Consider the following 22,361-nt stretch of genomic DNA (forward strand, 5'->3'; position numbering starts at 1 on the left):
GCGTCTATTTACGTGTTCTAGTAATTTCTAAAACAAATGTCGTTCTTTGCCGGACTAGCAAAATCGTCCAATTTAAAGAAAACAGCTAGTCCGGTTATGCTACCCTTCAAATCGCTAATCCAGATCGATAAATCGTTGGCCACTCCCGTTTTTCTGCAACTGAGCGATCAGCTAAGTCAACTTATTCGCAAAGGTACGCTAGCACCAGGTTATCGTTTGCCGGGTTCCCGGCAACTGGCCGAGTTACTTTCATTGAATCGCCAAACGATCGTGGCTGCCTACGATGAAGGCTTGGCGCAGGGATGGCTCGAAAGCCGATCAGGTAGTGGTACGTATGTAGCAGCGCATGTTCCGGAGGTGAAACCACAAGCGTTGACGATGGATAATAGTTACGCCATAGCTTCGAGATACGGTGTAACTGAAGATCAGAATAAGCAACCAGGCTATTCCTTTGAGTCAATCAATTTTCTACTTCGGCCCGTATTAACCAATCAGTCGGGGTTACGCCTGGATGACGGTTTCCCGGATATTCGATTAGCGCCTATGGACGAGTTGAGCCGGGCGTATCGATCCTATTTCCGGTGGGGCGATCCGCAGAAACACTTCGGCTACGGGGATACGAAGGGGAATTTATTGCTTCGGGAGCAACTCTCCATTCATTTAAATGAAACCCGTGGTCTACGCACCACACCTGATAACCTGCTCATTACCCGAGGCAGCATCATGGGGCTGCACCTGACCTGCCAGGTATTATTACGCCCCGGCGATGTGGTAGTCACCGGCGAAACGACCTGGGCTGGTGCTACGATGAACATCCTCAAAACGGGTGCATCGGTAGTAACGGTGCCCGTCGATCAACATGGAATGGATATCGATGCGTTGGAAATTCTTTGCCAAAATCAACGAAGCGTCGCCCAACCCATTCGAATGGTTTTCGTGACACCCCATCATCACTATCCAACAACAGTAACCCTACGCGCTGATCGTCGAGTTCGTCTATTGCAACTCGCTGAACAGTACGGGTTTGCCATTCTGGAAGATGACTACGATTATGACTTTCATTACCTCAGTCGCCCGATTTTACCCCTGGCAAGCGCCGATCAGCAGGGCATGGTTGTGTATGTTGGTTCCCTGACAAAATCGGTAGCCCCGGCTTTTCGGATTGGGTATGTCGTGGCCCCAACAGCCGTGATTGACGAACTAGCCCGACTCCGACGCATCATTGATCGGCAAGGTGACCCCATGCTTGAATTTGCCATTGGTCAACTCCTGAAAACAGGCGATTTAAAACGTCATTTCCGCAAAGCGCTACGCACCTATCATGCCCGGCGTGACCACTTCTGTGAGCTATTAACCACGGAGCTAGCAGATCGTATTCAGTTTACAAGGCCCGACGGAGGTATGGCCGTCTGGTCAACGTTCGACCCAGCCATTGACATGGAATTAATGGCCCAACAAGCTGGTCGTGAGGGTTTATCATTATCGAATGGTGTAGCCCATAACCCGCCCGGCCAGCGACTCAACGGAACGCGACTAGGCTTTGCCTCAAGTACAGAAGACGAGTTGACGCAGAGTGTAGGCGTCCTGAAGAAGATCCTACACCGCCTTACTTAAGGCCCATACAGCCGGGTTGACCGAAAAGTAGAGTCGGCTTTCAAGGTCAGGTAAACTTCGGAACTAATCGCTATGAAACGGGTTTATGTCCATGAAACAAGTTCAACATAACAAACTCATTTCAATCATGGCAGCAGGATCAAATGCCGTAGAAGCAACCGACGCTAACTTCAGCGAACTTATAAATTCAGATAAACCCGTTTTAGTAGACTTCTGGGCCGAATGGTGTGGCCCTTGTCGGATGGTAGGTCCAATCGTTGAGCAGCTTGCTGGCGAATACGAAGGGAAAGCTATCGTTGCTAAAATGGATGTTGACCAGAACTCAGCAACACCTGCCAAATTTGGTATCCGCAGCATTCCTACGCTGATGGTTTTCAAAAATGGTCAGTTAGTCGATAAAGTAATTGGCGCTACGTCGAAAGGCGTATTAGAGCAAAAGCTGGTAGCCGCTATGGAACCCGCTACGATCTAATTTTTAGAGGGAGAAAAGGGAAGAGGGGGAAGAAAGGGAGAATGGATAAAACCACTTACTCCCTTTCTTCCCCCTCTTCCCTTTTCTCCTTTTTTATACCAGCATCCGCATTGGATCTTCGAGCAACTGCTTAACAGTCTGCAGGAAGGCCGAACCCGTAGCTCCATCAACCACACGGTGGTCGCAAGAGAGCGTTACTTTCATAACGTTCGTTGGTTTTGCAACATCGCCTTCAAACTTAACTGTCTGCTTGATAGCACCAACAGCCAGAATACAAGAATCAGGCGGGTTGATGATTGCGGTAAATTCTTCGATACCAAACATACCCAGGTTCGAAATTGAGAAGGTGCTTCCCTCCCAGTCTTTCGGCTGGAGTTTTTTGTCTTTGGCTTTACCGGCCAGATCTTTCACTTCGCCCGAAATGGTCGACAATGTTTTCTGATCAGCGTTCCGAACAACGGGTACCAGCAAGCCTTCATCAACAGCAACAGCTACGCCGATATTCACATATTTGTACTTCCGGATTTTATCGCCAAGCCACGATGAGTTCACATTCGGATGTTGTTTCAGCGCCAAAGCAGCAGCCTTGATCACGAAATCGTTGAACGAAACTTTCACCGGACTAATACCGTTGACGGTGCCACGCAGTTCCATCGCCTTGTCCATGTTGATTTCCATGGTCAGGTAGAAGTGCGGAGCCGTGAACAGACTCTCACTCAACCGACGGGCAATCGTTTTGCGCATCTGGCTAACTGGAATATCTTCGTAATCACCGGCTGGCGTTGGTACAGGTGCCGGAGCCGATGGCTGAGCAGCCGGTGCTGGCGTAGCGGTTGGCTGAGCGACCGGAGCCGCCGGTTGGGCCGCTGGGGCTGCTTTACCCGGTACGAACGACTCAACATCGCTTTTCACGATACGACCTTCTGGGCCGGTACCATGAACCTGAGACAGATTAATGCCTTTATCTTCGGCAATCCGCTTCGCTAACGGCGAGGCTTTCACCCGGCCATTCGATTCTGAAACATCACCAGCACCACCTGCCTGCGACAGATCGGTATCGGCATTAGCAGGCACACTAGCCTGTGGATTTTGTTGAGCAGTGGCGCTTCCGCCTTCACCAGTAGCAGCCTGTTGGCCAGCACCGCCATCCAGCAGAACTTTGAAGTTGGCACCTTTCTCACCAACAACAGCAATAATGTCGTCAACAGCTACCGACGAACCTTCTTTTACACCAATATAAAGTAACGTACCTTCTTCGTAGGCTTCTAGGTCCATCGTGGCTTTGTCGGTCTCAACTTCGGCCAGAACATCACCCGATTTCACGGTATCACCTTCTTTTTTATGCCAGGCCACAATAGTGCCTTCGGTCATGGTGTCGCTCATTTTTGGCATCCGAATAACCGACGCGTTGACTTTCTCGGCCGGAGCCGCCGAAACCGCTTTGGGTTCGGGCAACTTCGTAGCGACCGCACTGCTTTCACTCGCTGCGGGTGCAGGAGCAGGCTCTGGCTTTGGGGCAGGGGCTTCCTGGCTACCGCCACTTGAGCCATTCAACAACGCTTTGTAATCTTCACCATCGGCACCAATGATAGCCAGAACGCCATCTACCGGAACTGAAGCACCTTTTTCAACACCGATATAAAGTAGTGTACCTTCTTCGTAGGACTCCAGGTCCATCGTAGCTTTATCGGTTTCAACTTCGGCCAGTACGTCGCCGGATTTTACTTTATCGCCCACCTTTTTATGCCACTCTGCAATGACGCCTTCGGTCATTGTGTCGCTCATCTTGGGCATTCGGATTAATTCAGCCATAATTAGCTATGTATGTAATCGGGTTATACGAAAGGACTGACCGGGTCACCAAAGTATCAGACCGTCGAGGTGCCAGACCGGTTGAGACCCAAAATTAGCGGAAAGCAATTAATGTTAATCTATCAGACCAATAAAGGTTGCACTTTAATTGCTTCTACAGATTAACAGCAAACCTATCTATTTCGTTAAGCTACCACCAACAAACCTAAAAATTACTCTACCCAAAGTACTAGCCCTTTCAGGTAGCCACCTTCTGGATGGAATAAACTAACAGGGTGGTCGGCAGGTTGACTTAAATGATGTAGCACACGAACCTGGCGTCCGGCCTCAATCGCTGCGGCTACAATTGTATTATAAAACAACTCCCGGTCTACCACCTGCGAGCACGAAAAGGTAAATAAAATTCCCCCCTTCGCTACCCGGCGAAACCCTTCGGCATTCAATCGTTTGTATCCTTGCACAGCCCGGTGCCGCGCCGAAAGGCTTTTGGCAAAAGCAGGTGGATCTAGCACAACCACATCATAGTTATGATCGTGGGCTTTAAGGTAATGCATCACATCTTCTGCATAAGCCTCATGGCGCGTGTCCTCCTCCCCAAAGTTAGCTTCGATATTCTGATTCGTCAGGCCAATTGCCTTCTGAGAAACATCGACCGAATGAACCAGATTTGCGCCCGCTTTGAGGGCATACACCGAAAACCCACCCGAATAACAGAACGCATTCAGGACATCCTTGCCCTGAGCGTACTGAGCCAAGAGTGCCCGATTATCGCGTTGATCGAGAAAAAATCCGGTTTTCTGTCCCGTAATCCAGTCAACCAGAAACGTATTGCCATTTTCCTGGACTGGATGTGGCACGGGTGTACGGCCAAACAGGTAGCCATTGGTAACAGTCGCTCCGTATTCGTCGGGCAATGTATCGGCACTTTTGTCGTAAACGGCAATCAGTTCATTCCCGAAAACGGCTTTGAGGGCATCGGCAATAATGTCTCGTTCGCGGTGCATCCCTATGGAGTGCGCCTGCACAACCGCCACCCCATTATACATGTCTATAATAAGGCCTGTGCAGCCGTCGCCCTCACCGTGCACGAGTCGGTAACAGTTTGTTTCACCGGTAACGATCACTTGCCGAATGCTGCGAATATGGGCTAGTTTCTTCGTCCAATAGGCTAAATCGGGAATAACAGGCCCGCCTGCCGTTGCTCCGAACGAGAAAATACGCACGGCAATACTCCCGTCGTGATAGTGCCCAGTAGCGAGATATCGGTTTTTATTGTCAAAGACCTCTACTACATCACCATCGCTCAGGTTACCCTCGTAGCGGCTGATGGCTCTGGAAAACACCCAGGGATGGAAACGCCGAACAGCTTCGTCGCGTCCTGCCTGCAGATATAATTTGGAAAATGTCATTCGTATTCAATAAAGCGTACAAAAGTAGTGAAGAGTGTAGAATGAAAAATGAAGAATACGCTAGAGAAAATATTCTTCACTCTTCATTCTGCACTCTTCACTACTTTTACACAAACTTTTTTCTACATATGCAACGACGTAGTTTTCTTAAACAATCCGGTCTGCTCACAGCCGGAGCCTTTGCCCTGAGTCAGTCGGATTTATTAGCGAATGCTTTTGCGAAGCCTATCAATCCATTTGGCGCTCAGTTGTACAGTGTTCGGGATGTGATTCCCAAAGATCCTAAGGGTGTTATGACCCAATTGGCCCAGATGGGGTATAAGCAATTTGAGAGTTACGGTGGTCCACAAGGTTTTTTGTGGGGTATGGAACCAAAGGAAATCAAATCATTCCTCGATGGCCTGGGCGTGAAGATGGTTAGTACGCACTTCAATTATCGGGGTGAAGTCGATAAGCCGGATCAACTCAAGAAAAGTATCGAAATGGCGCATGATGCGGGTTTAACTTACCTACTCTGCCCTTACTACGGTGCACAAAAAACGTTAGATGATTGGAAGAAAGTGGCCGATCAATTCAACAAAGTTGGTGAAGAGGTTAAGAAGGCCGGGCTGAAGTTTGGTTATCACAACCACGACTATTCGTTCCGTCTCCTCGATGGCAAGCTGCCTCAGGAAGTCCTGCTAGAGAACACGGATCCTAAGTATGTCATGTTTGAGCTAGATCTATGCTGGATTGATGTGGCGGGTGTAAACACCGAAGAACACCTCAAAAAATACGGCAAACGCTACGAGCTTTGCCACGTAAAAGACTATACCGTGAAAGATGGCAAACCCGTTCAGAACGACCTTGGTAAAGGTAACGTGGACTTCAAAAAGACGTTACGCATAGCTAAGGACAGCGGTATCAAGTATTTTCTGGTAGAGCAGGAACAATATCCTGAGTCATCACTGATCAGCATGAAAAACGATGCTGAGTACATGAAGGTATTGTCGGTATAATTCAGAACCGGGATTTTTATGATTTGATTGACCGACTATGATTGTACTTCCAGGGGAAGTGAAAAAAGAAAATCATAGTCGGTCAATCAAATCATAAAAATCCCGGTTACTCTTCCCGCGCCGAAAACAATCGCTTCAACCAACTCTTCTTTTCTTCGGCTTCTTCTTTTTGCTCTTCTTCCGTAAGCTGATATTTCGCCAAGGCCCGCAAATCGGGTTGACCGGCATCTACCCAACAGGTATACCAAAAATCACCGACCATTTTTACTGAAGCCCGCATCTGGCGCTCGACTTGCCCTTTCAATTGATCGTGATAGCGTTGTGAGAAATCGGCCGAATAAACTTTGGTTGTAATCCCATTACGCTCCTCAAAGCCGAACTTCCGCGTCTCTCCCACCTCTTCTGTCAGTTTCTGTTCAAAACGCAAGACCGAGTCAAGTGCTGCATTTGCCTTAAATACTGCTTGCCAGGCTACTTTCTGGGGCGAATAAATATATTCGGCCTGCCCGGTCAGAAAATCATAGTCTGTACTGAATAACTCCGGCAACCTCGACTCCCAAAAACCGTGAATTCCCTGTTGGCCGGTCAACTGACCATTGTAATTGCGTGTTGTGTGTAGTGGTACGTTGGCATCAGCAATATAATGGCCTAAATCAGCAGCCACACGCAGGATACGCCGGACGTTTCGCTGCTTAAACGCTTCGGTCAATTGATACTTTGTCAGCTGAATTTGCCAGGGAACCAGCCCATGCAAGGCTAATGTATCGGCCCCATACCGGTCGGTGGCCTCTTTATAGTAACGAGGTAGCGTAGTTGTCAGGGTATCCGGATAGGCATCAAGGTCAATGAAATGCCGTGGTGCCTCGCCCACAACAGCATACCGCCGTTTGTCGGGATTAACAGCATTATCGGCTAAAAAACCAATGTGCTTTTTGAAAAAAGGCATCATCTCCACGGGTAATGTAAAGACGGCTAACCGATTAATTTGCTGGTGTGCATAAAACCCCCAGACAGGGCGCCCACACTTCGCTAAAAAGCGCCAATGTTGAGGTTTTTCTAATCGATTTTCAGCTATAGAAGAGGTGCCGCTCGCTAAACTTCCGAAAAAAATAGCAGTCGAAACGATCAACCAAATAAAACAATTGTACATTTAACAAAACATGGTACTTTAAGCGGAAAATAATTAACTATTCAATTAAACAACCATGTTATTCAGAATAATATTTCGATAAACGATTCAAACTCAAATAATCATGAATGCCAAGTCAAAAGGATATACCCTTGTTATTGTGTTAATGTGCTCTTTTGCTTTAACAATCTACGGCGCCTACTCACCCGCTAGAAAAGCTCAGAAACAGCAAGTTGTGTGTATTAAATTCAAAAAAGGGGTCGAAAGTGCAGCAGTTGAGCAGCATATGAACGGTTTTGCGTCACTAAAGCACGAAATTCCACAGGTCGTCAATTACACCTCTGGCAAGACAATTTTGCCAAATCAGGCTGTTGCTGACTATGACGTAGTACATTACCTGACGTTTCAGAGTGAAGCCGATATAAAAACTTTTGAGAACAGTGCAGCTTACAAGCAATTCGTTGCACAGAACAAAGGAATCTGGGAAAAAACTCTGATTGTCAACGCTGATATCCGTCCTTAAGATGGGCTAGCAGAAAGAATTTCGGTTGGAACTATTTGTTATTCCAACCGAAATTCGTATTTTTGCGCCCTCATATCGCGACAACGATCTCATTTATATACCAATGGCAAATCATAAGTCATCAAAAAAAGCAATTCGGTCGAGTGCCAAAAAGCGTCTGTTGAACCGTTACCAGCATGTTACAACTCGGAACATGGTGAAAAAACTTCGTACCACTACCGATCACGCAATGGCAGTTGAACTGTTCAAGACTGTTTCGTCGGCATTGGACAAACTTGCTAAACGCAACATTATTCACAAGAACAAAGCATCGAATAACAAATCGAAACTGGCTCGTTTGGTGAATAGCCTTAAAGTTGCTACTGCTTAAGCAGTTAGTCATTTGTTATTGGTTTATAAGTTATTGATGGTCATGCCGCGAATAGTAACTTGCTAATCAATAACTGATTTTCACTGACAATACATATAGAACCTTACCTGTTTGCGGGTAAGGTTTTTTTGTGCATTTTGTCAACGAAAATTACGCCGTAACTTACTTAAGCAAATGTCTTATCAGAACTCAGGCACGATTCAGAGTTGGGCCGAAGAAGATCGCCCACGCGAAAAACTTATACTTAAGGGGAAAGCCGCCCTATCTGAAGCTGAGCTAATTGCGATCTTGATTAACTCGGGCACTGTCGACCTGACAGCTGTTGATGTGGCCAAAATTATTCTTAAAAGCGTCAATAATAACCTCAACGACCTGGCCAAACTGAGCATAAAAGACCTTTCAAAATTTCGAGGTATTGGCGAGGCAAAGGCGATAAGTGTCATAGCGGCTCTGGAGTTAGGTCGAAGACGGAAAGAGCAGGATCGACCGCAACGCGCTAAAGTAACCTGCTCGCGCGATGCTTATAACGAAATGATTCCGCATCTGATCGACAAGCCACACGAAGAGTTCTGGATTTTATTGATGAACCGAGCCAACGAAATTTTACGGCCGGTTCAAATCAGTACGGGTGGCGTTTCGGGAACCGTAGCCGACCCTAAGCTTATCTTCAAGCAGGCTATTGAGCATTTGGCCTCGTCGATGATCTTATTCCATAATCATCCGTCGGGTAATCTCCTGCCATCACAAGCGGATAAAGATTTGACAAAGAAGCTCAAAGATGCCGGACGACTTCTCGATATTCCGGTACTTGATCACCTGATTTTTACGGATAAAGCCTATTACAGCTTTGCTGATGAGGGGATTTTGTAAGAAGTCAGATAATTTTTTTCGACAGGATTTATCGAAAATTTAAAATCCTGTCTAATCCTGTAATCCTGTCGAAAAAAATTATCGGTGACATAGCCTAACTCAAAGTCTTAACCCTCGCACCACCTCTGCCCTACTCAACTCACGAACCTGCCCCGGAACCATGCCTTCCGCAGTGAGGCTTTCAATGGCCCAGCGTACCAATCGGAGAGTTGGGAAACCGACAGCGGCAGTCATTTTACGCACCTGGCGATTTTTACCTTCGTGCAGTGAAATGGACAGCCAGGACGTTGGAATGGTAGCCCGGTATCGAATCGGCGGATTCCGTTCGGGCAAACCCGGTTCGGCTATAATTCGGGCATCGGCGGGTAATGTCCGATAGGCTTTACCATCTACTGAAATAGTAACCCCTTGCCTTAGTTGTTGGCAGGCCACTTCCGTCAATGCGCCATCCACCTGAACATAATACGTGCGATTATGCCGAAACTTCGGGTTGAGCAGGCGATGATTTAATTGCTTATCGTTCGTTAGTAGTAATAACCCCTCGCTATCGGCATCAAGCCGCCCGACTGGGTACACATCCGTCGGAAAGTCAAAATCCAGATCAGCCAATGTCTGTTTGTCTCCTTCCCGCGAAAACTGCGAGAGCATGAGGTAGGGTTTGTAGATGAGGAAATACATAATGAAAGAGCGAATGAGTGAAAGAGCGGAGAACGGTTATGCGCTCTTTCACTCATTCGCTCCGTTCCGGCGCTCCGGTTCACTCATTGATAACCACACCGGGCAATGATCGGCATGCACGGCATCGGGTAGCATCTGGCAATCAATGATTTGGTCGCGAAGATTATCGGTGACCGAAGCATAATCGATACGCCAGCCTTTGTTATTACCACGTGCGCCAGCCCGGTAACTCCACCAGCTATAAGCAACTTCATCGGGATGTTTGTAGCGAAACGAATCGGTAATGCCCGAGTCGAACCATTGATCCATCCACGCTCGCTCTTCGGGTAAGAAACCGGTTGAGTTTTTGTTTCGTATGGGGTCGTGAATATCGATGGCATTGTGAGCAATGTTATAATCGCCCACAACGATCAACTTAGGACGGGTCTTTTTCAGATTTTCGATATAGTCGTAAAAATCACGCAGAAACTCCATTTTTACACCTTGCCGTAATTCGCCCGATGTTCCAGAAGGGAAATAGCAATTCAACAGGGTCAGGTCGCCGAAATCAGTGCGTAGGATGCGTCCTTCACAATCATAAACAGGCAAACCACAACCCAGAACTACATTGGTGGGTGCGATTTTAGAAAACGTCGCTACCCCAGAGTAGCCTTTCTTTTCAGCAGCATGCCAATGGTATTGGTAACCAAGTTGCTCCAACAAAGTCAGATCCACCACATCGGCAGTAGCTTTGACCTCCTGAAAGCAAATAATATCGAAGTTCTTGTCGGATAGCCAGTCGATCAGCCCATTTCGAATAGCTGCCCGAATGCCATTAATGTTGTAGGAAATGAGTTGCACTTAGGAATTATTTATATCTGAATCACTATTTTTCTTGACCTCATCAATAATTTCATCAATCATCACGATGTCGTTTAAGTCTTTCGTACGGCGAGCCAATACTTTGGTTTCACGTAGATCATTAATGTGTAGAAAATAGATGACTTGGCCTTCTTTGGCAGTAAATGCTCTAGCTCGTTTACGACAAGCAAAATAATCCAAACGATGATGAACACTTGTCAGAACATCCATCGGAATGTCGTGAATACGAATCATTTGCGGTCGAGTAAAGTCCGTTTCTCGCATACGTTGGACTTGATCTTCCTCATAACCAAATGCTAAAAGTGATTTAATGAAACGATCCCTATTTTCGTTAGTCGGTTCAAGCCAAAGATCAGCGTCCTGCGTAAAGCGTACTGCGCCATTGAGGATCATCGCTAAACCACCAATAAGAATGTATTCTAACTGATTCGCATCAGCAGCCGCTACGAACTCTAGAAATTCCGAATTTTCTACATCCATGGCGGCCGCGTGATTGTAATATCTTTGGACAGTTTCGGAGGATCACCTACTAAGCCATAGTACATTCGACGCAATTTGATAAATACCTGCCATCTCTCCTCTGGAGTCATTGTAATTTGCTCCCTTACCTGATCAGCATGGGGGCCATTCAGATCATCATAGAAAGTAATTTGCCGTTTCCTTCTCATAACTATGTATAGTTAATGGGCAATGCGCTATAAATTCCTATGCATTGCCCATTATACCGCTCATTATAACTGTCCCGAAACTAACTCCTCTTTCGCGGCCGATTTCCGTGTATTATCCGTAAACAATAGAACGAATACAATCAATACCGCAGCGGCAATACCCGCTGGAACAAGCCAAACGGCCAGCCAATCTTTAGTGCCATCAGAACGGGTGTACATATCCAGCACCATACCCGACAACTTAGAGCCGATACCCATTCCAATACCATAGGTAGCCAGCGAAATCAGCCCCTGCGCCGACGATTTGATTTTCTCGCCCGCTTTATTGTCAGTATAGATCTGGCCTGTTACGAAGAAGAAATCGTAACATACACCGTGCAAAACAATAGCCAGATAAAGCATCCATTCGCCCGATCCACCGTCACCGTAGCCGAAGCATATAAAGCGTACAATCCAGGCTACCAGACCAACGATCAGCATTTTCTTTACGCCAAGCCGTGTGTAGGCTAATGGAATCAATAGCATGAAAATTACTTCTGACGCTTGTCCCAGCGACATTTTGTTCTCCACATTAAGCATACCGCCATCCGTCAGTGATGGATTAGCCATCGCGTAATAGAATGACAGGGGAATACAGATTAGTACAGACGATAAGAAGAAAATAGCAAACGAACGATCTTTGAATAATTTGAAAGCATCAAGCCCCAGAATCTGCGAGAACGAAGTCGATGTGGTGGCTTTAGGAGGTGTATTGGGTAAGAAAAACGAAAATACACCCAGCGTAGCGGCTGCGTACATCGACAATTGGAAGATGGTCACCTTATCGCCAAAACCATAGAAACCAACAATATTCGTTACGATAATCCAGGAAACGGTACCCAGCACACGAATACCCGGAAACTCTTTTTCAGGACTTGTCATCTGCTGCATGGCAATAGATGACGTCAGGGCCAGGGTTGGCGCAAACGTGATGCAATAAGCCAGAATCAGATAAAAAAAGTTATCAGCATCTGTATTTTGGGTAATAAAGTACAAAACAACGGCTCCCAACAGGTTCAGAACACCCAGCACTTTTTGAGCGGCAAAGTAACGGTCGGCAATCATTCCGACGAAAAATGGAGCAATGATCATAGCCAGTGAGAAAGCAGCATAAGCATTACCAACCTGATCACCAGTTGAATGAAGTTGCGTTAAGAGGTATTTACTCATCTGGCCATACCAGGCTCCCCACACAAAAAACTGGAGAAACATCATGGCAGAAAGTTTAACGCGGGTTGTTGATAGCATCGTAGGTTTGCGATTTAAAGTTTAAGCCGATGAAGGTAGAAAACACTCGTCAGGCTTGCAAGCCGACTAGCCCCGAAAGTTGCCGATGGTGCAGGAATAAGCATAAAATCCGTACACTTATTCGGATTATTGCCTCGCTGATCAGACGGTAGCCTGGTGTAGTAAACACCTGCTCAATTTCTTATCTTTGACACAGTTTCTTACTAAACTAATTCATGAAAAAACAACTGATTGCACTTGTTGCCCTGGTGGCAATTCCGGCTATCTCCTTTGCCCAAACAGCCGACGAAATCATCAATAAGAATATTACAGCTCTGGGTGGTGCCGATAAAATAGCTGCCGTCAAAACGGTTCAGTACGATCAGAGCATGAGCATTATGGGTATGGATATGACCGCCAAATCGACCATTGTGGTTGGTCAGTCTTTACGCAACGATATGTCGGTGATGGGTCAACAGATTACGCAGGTCGTTGATGGCGACAAAGGTTGGGCCATCAACCCAATGCAGGGTGGCTCTACTCCGCAGGCGCTTCCCGAAGATCAGGTAAAAATGCAGAAAGGAAACACCTATTTAGTTGGTACTGATCTAGCGACAGCTAAAGCCCAAAAGTATCCCGTTGAGCTGGTTGGCAAGGAAAAAGTGAATGATAAGGATGTTTACAATCTTAAAGTAACCCGACCCGAAGGTGTGGCGAACTACTATGTAGATGCGACTACTTATCAAGTAACAGGAATGAAAGCAACGGTCAATATGCAGGGGCAATCGGGCGAAGTTAAAATGCAGTATGGCGGTTATAAAACCATTGAAGGTTTAACGATTCCTTCGACCATCGAACTCAACAGTCCAGCTATGCCTGGCTCCATTAATATGACCATCACCAACATGGTATTTAATCCCAAAGTAGATCCGTCTATTTTTGCCATGCCCAAATAACAGTTCTGAACGCTAGTCGTAAAAGGAGATGCTCTCAAAAGGCATCTCCTTTTTTGTTGACCAAATATTCATCTGCAATTTTTCGTCTTTACCACAGCAAATACCGATATTTGAGAATTATACAACCTAGCTTTCATGAAATTCTCCCCTCTACTCAGAATCACAGCCTTGCCTGCTACGGTTGCACTGAGCACCGTAGTTGCACTAGCTCAGTCGACCACGAGTCCAACACTCAGCGGTTTCGTTCCGGCTCGGCAGGCCGCGCAGGTAAAACTCGAAACCGAGTTCAAAACCAAACAGTCGTCAGCAGCCTTTAAAAACCACCTCGAAAAGCTGAGCAGCGTGCCTCACATTACCGGCACGAAAGAAAATGAGCAGGTGCGCGACTACATCGCTGAAACCATGCGGAAAGCGGGCTGGCAAGTGGACATATATCCGCACGATGTACTCCTACCCAAAGGCCCTGGCGAGATTGCCGTTGAGTTGGTTGAACCCATTCGTCAGCCGCTGAACATCAGAGAATTTTTGTTCAAAGAAGATAAATATAGCAGTGATCCCCGGCTGACACCTGGTTATAATGCCTGGTCGGGTTCGGGCGATGTGACCGCTGAAGTGGTCTATGCCAATTACGGACGGAAAGAAGATTTTGAGCAATTAAAATCGATGGGCATCTCGGTAAAAGGCAAAATCGTGCTGGCTCGTTATGGCGGCAATTTTCGGGGATATAAAGCGCAATGGGCACAGGCAGATGGCGCTATTGGCGTTATCATTTTTACCGATCCCGCCGACAGCGGTTATATGCGCGGGTTGACCTTTCCCGAAGGCCCTTATTATAGCGAAAGCGTCATCCAACGGGGTTCGCTATTAACAACTCCCTACACCGGAGACCCGCTCACACCTGGCGAAGCAGCCCTGCCAATGGATGCTAAAAACACACCCAAACGGCTCGATCAAAATGCCGTTGGCTTGCATAAAATTCCGGTAACTCCGCTTCCCTATGGATCTGCAACCGAAATTCTGAAACGCATGGCGGGTACCAAGGCTGTTCCCTCAGGCTGGCAGGGTGGCTTACCGTACACCTATCGGCTCGAAGGTGGTAAAGACTTGAAAGTACGTTTGATGGTAAAACAGGAAAAAACCATTCAGCGGATTTACCAGGTAGTGGGTACATTAACTGGCGCTGAGTTTCCTGACGAATGGATCATTGCCGGTTGTCACTACGATGCCTGGTCTTACGGAGCCACCGACCCCAACTCAGGCACAGCTATGTTGCTGAGTATGACGGAGTCTTTAGGCAAATTAGCGAAAGCCGGACAGCGGCCCCGACGTACGATCAAGGTTTGTCATTGGGATGCCGAAGAACCCGGTGTCATTGGTTCGGCAGAATGGAGTGAGCAGTTTCGCGATGAGTTGACCCAGAAAGCAGTTGCTTATATGAATTACGACGCGGCTGTGTCAGGCCGAACATTTGGCGCCAGTGCGTCGCCATCGATGAAAAAGCTGATTATCGAAGCAACCCAGTCGGTTCAGTATCCAGATTCTAACCAAACTGTTTTTCAACATTGGATGGGCAAAAAAGCGGCTGGTAACCCGACTCGCGTAACGGGTTCTTCTGCCCCAGCCATGGTAGTTGGCGAACCAACTATTGGGAATCTGGGAGGTGGCTCTGATCACATTGCTCCCTACATGCACATCGGTATTCCAGCGTTGAGCGCTGGTATGGAAGGCCCAACGCTCTACCACTCACAATACGACGACCTGTATTTCTACGACAAATTCGCTGATCCGACGTATAAAATGGGCCCAATGATGGAACAAGTGGTGGGTACCATGACGCTTCGCTTGGCTAATGCAGACCTCGTTCCGTACGATATAGCCCGTTACCCAACCGATTTGGAAGTTCATTTGAAAGCAGCCGAAAAAGCAATTCAGGCTTATGCGCCCACTTATTCGATTTCTCCCCTGCTTAGTGCTGTAGCCGACATGAAAAAGAACGCCGACGCCTGCGAAATGGCCCGGCAGAATTATTTAAAATCGGGTCGTACCGATAAACTGGTTGAGTTGAATAAAGAGTTGCGTTTACTGGAGCGTTCGTTTATTGATCCGAAAGGAAATGCCTTTGGTGGCTGGTACAAATCGCTCTACGCATCCTCCGACCCAAACAGCGGCTATGCCTCCTGGATGCTGCCGGGCTTGCTTTATGAAGCCTCTCTAAAATCGACCGCTAATCTACCCGATCTGGAAGTCCGTTATAAAAAGGCCATTCAAACGCTGAGCGATAAACTATTAGTGCTTTCACAGGGGATGGGAACACCAGCTTCGGTAGGGAGCGGGAAATAGGTTTAGTTATGTATGATATAGGGTATATGATGTATATCAGGAACATACATCATGTACCCTATATCATACATAATCATCTCGAATAGCTATTAACCCGTAAACTCTAACGCAACTTTAATTGCTATACACTTACTTATTTACCAGTGATTGGCAAACTTTTTGTGAAGCTACTTTTCGTAATCGAAACCGTAGCAAGACATGCTAAAACAGGTAATCAAGTTTACTATTTTTTTAGTCTGGGGTTATGGTTACTCCGGGTTAGCCCAATCAGCAAGTACACAATCGCCCATCGAACCCATTGCCACTACCTGGGCTGATATGACGGTCCGGATCATGACGAAAGCTCCGAAAAATACTCCTACTTATGGGTCTCGGGCTATCGGTTATCTGGGGTTGACTATGTACGAAACGGTGGTCTATTCATCCCCAAAATATCGATCGGTGATTCAAAAAATAGCCGATACGTTTTCGTTACCAAAACCTGACCTTAAGAAAACCTATTGCTGGGAATTGGCCCTCAACGCCGGACAGGCTTATATGCTCAAAGCCTTGTATGCGTATACCGAAAAAACGCAGCCAATCGACTCGCTGGCAGAGGCTATACACCAACGCTATGCGGCTCAACTTAGCCCAGACATTGTTGAACGTTCTGAGCAATTTGGTAAATCAATAGCCGAGAAAATTTACGCATGGTCGAAGACCGATGGGGGCCACGAAGGCTATGATCGAAATTTCCCTAAAGACTATGTGCGGCCAATAGGTACCGGTCTATGGGTTCCTCCAATTGTTGGGCAGTCCAATACCAAAATACCCATGCATCCAACCTGGGGACAGAATCGAACGTTTTCTGAGCGTAATAGCAAATTACCGCTGCCCAAACCACTGGAGTATTCTACCGATACAACCAGTAAATACTTTATTCACTATAAAGAAGTATTTGAGCGCAAAAAATCCCTTACCGAAGCTGAGCACGCTACTGTCATGTGGTGGGGAGATGATCCAACCGAAACCTGTTCTCCTCCTGGGCACTCGTATAACCTGGCAACAATTGCCATTCGCAATAGTAAGGCCGATTTAGTAAAAGCCGCAGAAACCTACGCCCGCGTAGGCATGGCTGTAGCCGATGCGTTTATCTGTTGCTGGAAAGTAAAATTTACCTACAATGTAGAGCGCCCCTCTTCCTTTATCAGGGCTAAAATCAGTGAGAATGAGTTAAGAGGTCCCTGGCTTCCTTTCTTTCTAGAGCCGCCTTTCCCTTCTTTTTATTCGGGCCATGCTGTTCAATCGGCAGCTACTGCCACCGTCTTAACCGAACTGTATGGTAAGAGCTTTTCATTTACCGATGATACCCATGTGAACCGGCCCGATCTGGTTTATCATGTTGAGGGGAAAGTGCCCCTTAAGCCTAACCCCTCCCGGTATGAAGACTACTACCCCGTTGCTGTTAAACATGTGCTTACCTATAAGGCTCGGCACTACAGGTCATTTTGGGAAGCGGCACAGGAATGTGCCGAATCGCGATTAATGGGCGGCATTCACACGCGCCACGATAATGAAGTTGGATTAGTCGAAGGCACTAAAATAGGGCGCAACATCAACGCGCTTAAGTGGCACTAAGCCGTTTTTCTGTCAATTTGTTTCGAGTTACAGGTTCCAAGTTCCAATCAGCGAATACTAGAACTTGAAACCTGTAACTCAAAACAAATTAAGCCGCCTTAACTGCCGGCTTTGCGTGTTCAGGCTTTAGTACAACTACGTCGCGCACCGCTCCACCAGCATTGAGCTTTTCTACCATTTTATCCAGCAAAGGAGTAGCCCAGTCGGGAATGTATTTGTCGGTGGTTTGAATCAGTACTTTTGGGAAATCATACAAAGCACGACCCAGACCAAATTGCACGGCGCAACGCTTCATGGCATCGCTGATACCACCCTTGACTGGCTCGACACTCGTACGGCTGGCTCCATCCGTTTTCCGAACGATTTCGCCACCCGGCAAAATGGCGGTGATGGTACACAAAAATCCTCCCTCAATTTCTTTTATTTCGTTCTGCCAGCCCGCCCAGCCAAACTGATCATCGAACCGCTGCATAACGCAACGATTAGTGATGTACGGCACTACAATAATCTTCTGACCATCTTTGGTCTGGCTTTGCACCCGCCACTCAATTTCCTGCACAGTGAGCGGGGCGGTTAATACATTTAGGTCCATTTTCGTTGTTGTTTACTACTTGATTACTCCATCATTTTCAGCAGCTCATTCAGCTTCAGTAAGGCTTCGATGGGTGTTAGACGGTTCACGTCGATGGTTCGTAACTTTTCTTTGATTGCTTCTGATTTTGGGTCACCGGATTCGATAATACGTAATGCCAGCTCACGTTCCTGCGGTACGGCCTGCCGGATATTTTCTTTGTTCGTTTCCCGATTGTGCGACGACTCCAGTTGTTTCAGAATTTCATTGGCACGGCTCACAATCTGGGCGGGCATACCGGCCATTTGCGCTACGTGAATTCCGAAACTATGCTCTGAGCCACCTTCCTTCAGTTTCCGAAGGAAAATCACTTTGTTGCCCAACTCCTTTACCGCTACGTTGTAATTTTTGATACGATGGTTATCCGTAGCCAGATCATTCAACTCGTGATAGTGCGTGGCAAAGAGCGTTTTGGGGCGACAATCCGTTTTGTTGTGTAGGTATTCGGTAATCGACCAGGCAATCGATACGCCATCATAGGTGCTGGTTCCCCGACCAATTTCGTCCATCAGGACTAAACTCCGTTCGCTGAGATTGTTTAGAATACTGGCCGTTTCGGTCATCTCGACCATAAACGTGCTTTCGCCCCGAGAGAGGTTATCGCTAGCGCCAACCCGCGTAAAAATTTTATCGACAATCCCGATTTCTGCCGACGACGCAGGCACGAAGCTCCCCGACTGAGCCATTAGTACAATCAGGGCCGTTTGCCGCAGCAGCGCCGATTTACCCGCCATATTAGGCCCGGTGATGATGATGATCTGCTGGGTTTGGTCGTCCAGAAAAATATCGTTGGGAATGTAGTGTTCGCCAGGAGGCAATTGCTGCTCGATCACTGCGTGTCGTCCATCTTTAATATTCAGCACTTTGCTTTCATTAATTAGCGGTCGAACGTATTTGTTCTTCACCGCCACACGCGCAAACGACGACAATACATCGAGTACCGACAACACGCGGGCATTCTGTTGAATAGCTCCAACATATTCGCCAGCCGCCAGAACCAGCTCATTAAACATTCGAGCTTCGATCTGAAAAATCTGCTCTTCGGCATTCAGGATTTTTTCTTCGTATTCTTTCAGCTCAGGCGTAATGTAACGCTCGGCGTTTACCAACGTTTGCTTCCGAATCCAATCTTCAGGAACACGATTTTTGTGCGCATGCGTAACTTCCAGATAGTAGCCAAACACTTTGTTGTAGGCCACTTTGAGCGAGCTGATACCCGTCCGCTGTACTTCACGCTCCTGCAATTGAAGGAGATAATCCTTACCCGAGTAAGCAATAGCCGTTAGTTCATCCAACTCGGCATTAATACCTGGCTTAATCATACCACCCTGATTCGAAAGGGTTGGTGGATCTTCACGCAGTTCAGTTTCGATACGATCGAGCAGGAACGAGACCGGATTGAGCTGGTCAGCATATTTCTTCAGGGAGCTCGATTCATTCTGACTCAAAGCCGTAATGAGTAACTCCTTGATCGGTAACACATGCTGCAATGATCGCTTAAGCTGCAACAATTCGCGCGGGCTAATCCGCCGGACGGCCACCTTCGAAACCAGTCGTTCGAGATCACCAATCTGTCGCAAATGACCAACCATTGTATCAGCCAGATCAATATCTGAAACGAGTAAGTCAACCATATTGAGTCGCTCGTCGATCAGGGCTTTTTCCTTAAGGGGCAGACTCAACCATTTACGGAGCAGTCGGGCACCCATCGGCGTAACCGTCTGGTCAAGAATCTGAATCAGCGGAACACCTCCCTCCTGTTGGGCGGCTGTCAGTTCGAGGTTGCGAATCGTGAAGCGATCCAACCAAACGTATCGGTCTTCTTCGAGTCGGGTGACACGGGTAATATGCTGAAGATCTTTGTGTTCGGTTTCGTTCAGGTAATGCAGAATTACGCCAGCAGCAATGATGCCGTCGGGCAGGCCTTCAATACCAAATCCTTTGAGCGAGGTGGTCTGAAAATGCTGTTTCAGAAAGTTATAACCGAAGTCGTAGGTAAAGGCCCAGTCCTCAAGGGTGTAGGTATGAAATTTATCGCCAAACAAACTCCCAAATTCCTGCCGATTACGCTTGCAATAAAGCACTTCCGACGGATTGAAGCTCTGCAACAGCTTATCGACATAAGCCGAATTTCCCTGCGATGCCAGAAACTCACCCGTCGAGATATCCAGAAATGAGACCCCGAATGTGTCATCTGTTTTACCAAAATGCACCGCTGCGAGGTAGTTATTGCGTCGGGTATCGAGTACGTTATCGTTAAACGAAACACCAGGCGTCACCAATTCGGTAACTCCTCTTCGAACAATACCTTTGGCCAGTGCAGGGTCTTCTAACTGATCGCAGATAGCCACGCGTTCCCCTGCCCGAACTAATTTGGGCAGGTGCGTATCAAGCGAGTGATGCGGGAATCCAGCCAGTTCTTCGTTCGATCCACCATTGTTCCGTTTTGTCAGCGTGATACCCAGAATCTTGCTGGCCCGAACGGCATCTTCACCAAACGTTTCGTAGAAATCGCCAACGCGAAAGAGCAGCAACGCACCTGGATATTTGGCTTTAATCTGGTTATATTGGCGGTTAAGAGGAGTTTCTGTTTTCTTCGCTTGTGGCTTTGCTGCGGTGGCTGATTTCACTGATTTCTGTTGGATTGTCGTAAACAAAAATAGTGATTTTTGACGAGAAAGTGGCTACTTTTCACCGCGATTATAGCCTGCCTGACTAAACAAACCGCCCTTTATGGAAACCCAAATCGAGCCTACGCTTCCGATAAAAGTTAGTTTTAATCCAATCATTCGAACCTACCTGCTCTTGTATATAGCCTTCTTCATGACCATAACGGTTGTTGGCATTTTGCTACTTCCAATCTGGTTTTTAGGCGTAGGCCAATGGTGGAGTCGTCACTACTTCCATAACCTCGAATGTGAATTATCGGAACGGTCGTTACGCTTTAAAAAGGGCATCCTGGTACAGGTCGAGAAAACGATTCCACTCGAAAACATTCAGGACGTTACCTTTGTAGCTGGTCCGCTACTCCGGTATTTCGATCTATGTATTTTGAAATTTGAAACAGCCGGACAAAGCCCTAATCAGGCACACGATATGGAATTGATCGGGATCATCGACGCTCAGAATTTTCGAACCCATATCATTGAGCAACGTCAACGGTTAATCGCTACCCGAAGCAACCAGAAACCTGCTGATACAGATCAGACCCTTCTTACCGAAATACGCGACACCTTACGTGACATTCAGCAATTGTTACAGAATAATTTGAAACAGAATAATGCGTAAACTTTCCTACAGAGAGAAGTAAGATGCACTCATTTATCAATAGACTACTGCCTGTATTTTTATATTTTTCAGTTAAGCTCACTAATCAGTCTCAACTCCAATGCTCCAAAGTCATTATACAGACTCTGATATTCTGGTAGCTCTAGACGAAGCGGATAAACATGATACTTACAACAACTTTCTTGATTTAGAGCACCCTTATGTTTATACGGCTGGTAGTGCGATGAATCTGTTTGCCGACAGCACAAGATGGGCAATCGTTTTTGAAAAGTCAGGTTTTTCACCACGCGGAGGCTATCCAGGTATTGACTTATATTATTTTGGAAATTGTCTTCATAACCTTGACAAGCAAGGAGCGTACAATCAGTTTACTTCTAATATGAAGCTTTTGCCACTAATTGCGCCCGAATTGATGGAGGATATAACTGAAGAAAATGATCTTATAAAAAGATCGATTAGCCATCTGACTATTCGCGAAAATTCAGTTTCAATAAGTCAGAATCCAGACGCTTACGAAAAGCGTGGCATTAGCATCAGTACGTTTGAAAACCCCAAACGTTTAATTGACTACTGTAGTCTAATCCGTTATTTGGCTGATACACAACCAGAAAGCCTGCGTGCAACCAGCTCCGAATTACGAACATGTTTGCCTCAAGATTTACCTTGTATTATGAGCATTGATCAGTGGCATCATAAAAGCTACTCAGCAGAATATAACTATGGAGTTAAACCAAGCGAATATGAAACTTACCGCATGGTTGCTCAAATTCTTGCAACACAAGATCCAACTCGTTGGAAACCAACCTTAGAGCCAAACAATGATTGGCGTAATTGGCCCGAAGCAGGTAGTCTTTGAGTT

The 22,361-nt window shown here is 46.8% G+C and carries 20 protein-coding genes; 11 read left to right on the top strand and 9 right to left on the bottom strand.

What is annotated here, in order from left to right; all coding sequences use genetic code 11:
* Positions 1-36 precede the first annotated feature (36 nt).
* Together ACYVGR_RS24375 and trxA are read left to right on the top strand one after the other, a co-directional pair.
* Positions 37-1,614: an aminotransferase-like domain-containing protein gene (locus ACYVGR_RS24375; protein WP_460961653.1), complete on the top strand. Its 1,578-nt coding sequence runs from the start codon at positions 37-39 to the stop codon at positions 1,612-1,614.
* Between the two features lie 127 nt (positions 1,615-1,741).
* On the top strand, positions 1,742-2,086 hold the full coding sequence (gene trxA / locus ACYVGR_RS24380) for a thioredoxin (RefSeq protein ID WP_182461038.1): 345 nt from the start codon (positions 1,742-1,744) through the stop codon (positions 2,084-2,086).
* Positions 2,087-2,179: 93 nt separating this feature from the next.
* Here trxA and ACYVGR_RS24385 read toward each other — a convergent pair whose 3' ends face one another.
* Positions 2,180-3,898: a pyruvate dehydrogenase complex dihydrolipoamide acetyltransferase gene (locus tag ACYVGR_RS24385; protein WP_460961656.1), complete on the bottom strand. Its 1,719-nt coding sequence runs from the start codon at positions 3,896-3,898 to the stop codon at positions 2,180-2,182.
* Between the two features lie 212 nt (positions 3,899-4,110).
* Positions 4,111-5,307, bottom strand: a complete 1,197-nt coding sequence (locus ACYVGR_RS24390; protein WP_460961658.1) for a class I SAM-dependent rRNA methyltransferase — start codon at positions 5,305-5,307, stop codon at positions 4,111-4,113.
* A gap of 128 nt (positions 5,308-5,435) precedes the next feature.
* Between ACYVGR_RS24390 and ACYVGR_RS24395 the strand changes: the two genes are divergently transcribed.
* Complete coding sequence (locus tag ACYVGR_RS24395; protein WP_460961660.1) at positions 5,436-6,305, top strand: sugar phosphate isomerase/epimerase family protein; 870 nt, start codon at positions 5,436-5,438, stop codon at positions 6,303-6,305.
* 106 nt (positions 6,306-6,411) lie between these two features.
* On the opposite strand, the gene ACYVGR_RS24400 is transcribed toward ACYVGR_RS24395, so the two are convergent.
* Positions 6,412-7,455, bottom strand: coding sequence for a zinc dependent phospholipase C family protein (locus ACYVGR_RS24400; RefSeq protein WP_460961662.1), 1,044 nt, complete (start codon positions 7,453-7,455; stop codon positions 6,412-6,414).
* 103 nt (positions 7,456-7,558) lie between these two features.
* Between ACYVGR_RS24400 and ACYVGR_RS24405 the strand changes: the two genes are divergently transcribed.
* The 3 genes from ACYVGR_RS24405 (at position 7,559) to radC (ending at position 9,197) form a co-directional block, all read left to right on the top strand.
* Positions 7,559-7,957, top strand: coding sequence for a Dabb family protein (locus ACYVGR_RS24405; protein WP_460961664.1), 399 nt, complete (start codon positions 7,559-7,561; stop codon positions 7,955-7,957).
* Positions 7,958-8,060: 103 nt separating this feature from the next.
* The gene (rpsT, locus tag ACYVGR_RS24410; RefSeq protein ID WP_182461032.1) at positions 8,061-8,327 is read left to right on the top strand and encodes a 30S ribosomal protein S20; all 267 of its coding nucleotides are present in this window, start codon (positions 8,061-8,063) and stop codon (positions 8,325-8,327) included.
* Positions 8,328-8,501: 174 nt separating this feature from the next.
* Positions 8,502-9,197: a RadC family protein gene (gene radC, locus ACYVGR_RS24415; protein WP_460961667.1), complete on the top strand. Its 696-nt coding sequence runs from the start codon at positions 8,502-8,504 to the stop codon at positions 9,195-9,197.
* Positions 9,198-9,296: 99 nt separating this feature from the next.
* Here the strand turns inward: radC and ACYVGR_RS24420 are convergent, their stop codons facing one another.
* From ACYVGR_RS24420 to ACYVGR_RS24435, 4 genes are all read right to left on the bottom strand, one after another.
* Entirely contained in the window at positions 9,297-9,875 is a 579-nt protein-coding gene (locus tag ACYVGR_RS24420) for a pseudouridine synthase (RefSeq protein WP_460961669.1), read from the bottom strand.
* A 48-nt stretch (positions 9,876-9,923) separates the two neighbouring features.
* Positions 9,924-10,715 (bottom strand): exodeoxyribonuclease III, encoded by a 792-nt coding sequence (locus ACYVGR_RS24425; RefSeq protein ID WP_460961671.1) that lies wholly within the window; start codon positions 10,713-10,715, stop codon positions 9,924-9,926.
* Positions 10,716-11,216, bottom strand: coding sequence for a DUF6036 family nucleotidyltransferase (locus ACYVGR_RS24430; protein ID WP_460961673.1), 501 nt, complete (start codon positions 11,214-11,216; stop codon positions 10,716-10,718). It lies immediately after the preceding gene.
* A 251-nt stretch (positions 11,217-11,467) separates the two neighbouring features.
* Positions 11,468-12,691, bottom strand: coding sequence for a nucleoside permease (locus ACYVGR_RS24435; RefSeq protein WP_460961675.1), 1,224 nt, complete (start codon positions 12,689-12,691; stop codon positions 11,468-11,470).
* Between the two features lie 215 nt (positions 12,692-12,906).
* Here ACYVGR_RS24435 and ACYVGR_RS24440 point away from each other — a divergent pair, with 215 nt between their 5' ends.
* The 3 genes from ACYVGR_RS24440 (at position 12,907) to ACYVGR_RS24450 (ending at position 17,583) form a co-directional block, all read left to right on the top strand.
* Entirely contained in the window at positions 12,907-13,626 is a 720-nt protein-coding gene (locus ACYVGR_RS24440) for a DUF4292 domain-containing protein (RefSeq protein ID WP_460961677.1), read from the top strand.
* Between the two features lie 135 nt (positions 13,627-13,761).
* Positions 13,762-15,966 (top strand): M28 family peptidase, encoded by a 2,205-nt coding sequence (locus tag ACYVGR_RS24445; protein WP_460961679.1) that lies wholly within the window; start codon positions 13,762-13,764, stop codon positions 15,964-15,966.
* A 198-nt stretch (positions 15,967-16,164) separates the two neighbouring features.
* The gene (locus tag ACYVGR_RS24450) at positions 16,165-17,583 is read left to right on the top strand and encodes a vanadium-dependent haloperoxidase (protein WP_460961681.1); all 1,419 of its coding nucleotides are present in this window, start codon (positions 16,165-16,167) and stop codon (positions 17,581-17,583) included.
* Between the two features lie 88 nt (positions 17,584-17,671).
* Here the strand turns inward: ACYVGR_RS24450 and ACYVGR_RS24455 are convergent, their stop codons facing one another.
* Together ACYVGR_RS24455 and mutS are read right to left on the bottom strand one after the other, a co-directional pair.
* Positions 17,672-18,175 (bottom strand): Rad52/Rad22 family DNA repair protein, encoded by a 504-nt coding sequence (locus tag ACYVGR_RS24455; RefSeq protein ID WP_460961683.1) that lies wholly within the window; start codon positions 18,173-18,175, stop codon positions 17,672-17,674.
* A 23-nt stretch (positions 18,176-18,198) separates the two neighbouring features.
* Positions 18,199-20,844, bottom strand: a complete 2,646-nt coding sequence (mutS, locus tag ACYVGR_RS24460; RefSeq protein WP_460961735.1) for a DNA mismatch repair protein MutS — start codon at positions 20,842-20,844, stop codon at positions 18,199-18,201.
* Between the two features lie 103 nt (positions 20,845-20,947).
* Here mutS and ACYVGR_RS24465 point away from each other — a divergent pair, with 103 nt between their 5' ends.
* Together ACYVGR_RS24465 and ACYVGR_RS24470 are read left to right on the top strand one after the other, a co-directional pair.
* The gene (locus ACYVGR_RS24465; protein WP_460961685.1) at positions 20,948-21,502 is read left to right on the top strand and encodes a PH domain-containing protein; all 555 of its coding nucleotides are present in this window, start codon (positions 20,948-20,950) and stop codon (positions 21,500-21,502) included.
* A gap of 100 nt (positions 21,503-21,602) precedes the next feature.
* Positions 21,603-22,358, top strand: a complete 756-nt coding sequence (locus ACYVGR_RS24470) for a DUF7003 family protein (RefSeq protein ID WP_460961687.1) — start codon at positions 21,603-21,605, stop codon at positions 22,356-22,358.
* The last annotated feature ends 3 nt before the right edge of the window (positions 22,359-22,361 follow it).

Source organism: Spirosoma litoris, assembly GCF_054776755.1.

What these genes read in the sequence shown, in the direction of transcription:
- ACYVGR_RS24375 (WP_460961653.1), top strand. Translation starts at nt 37, where the DNA reads ATGTCGTTCTTTGCCGGACTAGCAAAATCGTCCAATTTAAAGAAAACA.
- trxA (WP_182461038.1), top strand. Translation starts at nt 1,742, where the DNA reads ATGGCAGCAGGATCAAATGCCGTAGAAGCAACCGACGCTAACTTCAGC.
- ACYVGR_RS24385 (WP_460961656.1), bottom strand. Translation starts at nt 3,898, where the DNA reads ATGGCTGAATTAATCCGAATGCCCAAGATGAGCGACACAATGACCGAA.
- ACYVGR_RS24390 (WP_460961658.1), bottom strand. Translation starts at nt 5,307, where the DNA reads ATGACATTTTCCAAATTATATCTGCAGGCAGGACGCGACGAAGCTGTT.
- ACYVGR_RS24395 (WP_460961660.1), top strand. Translation starts at nt 5,436, where the DNA reads ATGCAACGACGTAGTTTTCTTAAACAATCCGGTCTGCTCACAGCCGGA.
- ACYVGR_RS24400 (WP_460961662.1), bottom strand. Translation starts at nt 7,455, where the DNA reads ATGTACAATTGTTTTATTTGGTTGATCGTTTCGACTGCTATTTTTTTC.
- ACYVGR_RS24405 (WP_460961664.1), top strand. Translation starts at nt 7,559, where the DNA reads ATGAATGCCAAGTCAAAAGGATATACCCTTGTTATTGTGTTAATGTGC.
- rpsT (WP_182461032.1), top strand. Translation starts at nt 8,061, where the DNA reads ATGGCAAATCATAAGTCATCAAAAAAAGCAATTCGGTCGAGTGCCAAA.
- radC (WP_460961667.1), top strand. Translation starts at nt 8,502, where the DNA reads ATGTCTTATCAGAACTCAGGCACGATTCAGAGTTGGGCCGAAGAAGAT.
- ACYVGR_RS24420 (WP_460961669.1), bottom strand. Translation starts at nt 9,875, where the DNA reads ATGTATTTCCTCATCTACAAACCCTACCTCATGCTCTCGCAGTTTTCG.
- ACYVGR_RS24430 (WP_460961673.1), bottom strand. Translation starts at nt 11,216, where the DNA reads ATGGATGTAGAAAATTCGGAATTTCTAGAGTTCGTAGCGGCTGCTGAT.
- ACYVGR_RS24435 (WP_460961675.1), bottom strand. Translation starts at nt 12,691, where the DNA reads ATGCTATCAACAACCCGCGTTAAACTTTCTGCCATGATGTTTCTCCAG.
- ACYVGR_RS24440 (WP_460961677.1), top strand. Translation starts at nt 12,907, where the DNA reads ATGAAAAAACAACTGATTGCACTTGTTGCCCTGGTGGCAATTCCGGCT.
- ACYVGR_RS24445 (WP_460961679.1), top strand. Translation starts at nt 13,762, where the DNA reads ATGAAATTCTCCCCTCTACTCAGAATCACAGCCTTGCCTGCTACGGTT.
- ACYVGR_RS24450 (WP_460961681.1), top strand. Translation starts at nt 16,165, where the DNA reads ATGCTAAAACAGGTAATCAAGTTTACTATTTTTTTAGTCTGGGGTTAT.
- ACYVGR_RS24455 (WP_460961683.1), bottom strand. Translation starts at nt 18,175, where the DNA reads ATGGACCTAAATGTATTAACCGCCCCGCTCACTGTGCAGGAAATTGAG.
- ACYVGR_RS24465 (WP_460961685.1), top strand. Translation starts at nt 20,948, where the DNA reads ATGGAAACCCAAATCGAGCCTACGCTTCCGATAAAAGTTAGTTTTAAT.
- ACYVGR_RS24470 (WP_460961687.1), top strand. Translation starts at nt 21,603, where the DNA reads ATGCTCCAAAGTCATTATACAGACTCTGATATTCTGGTAGCTCTAGAC.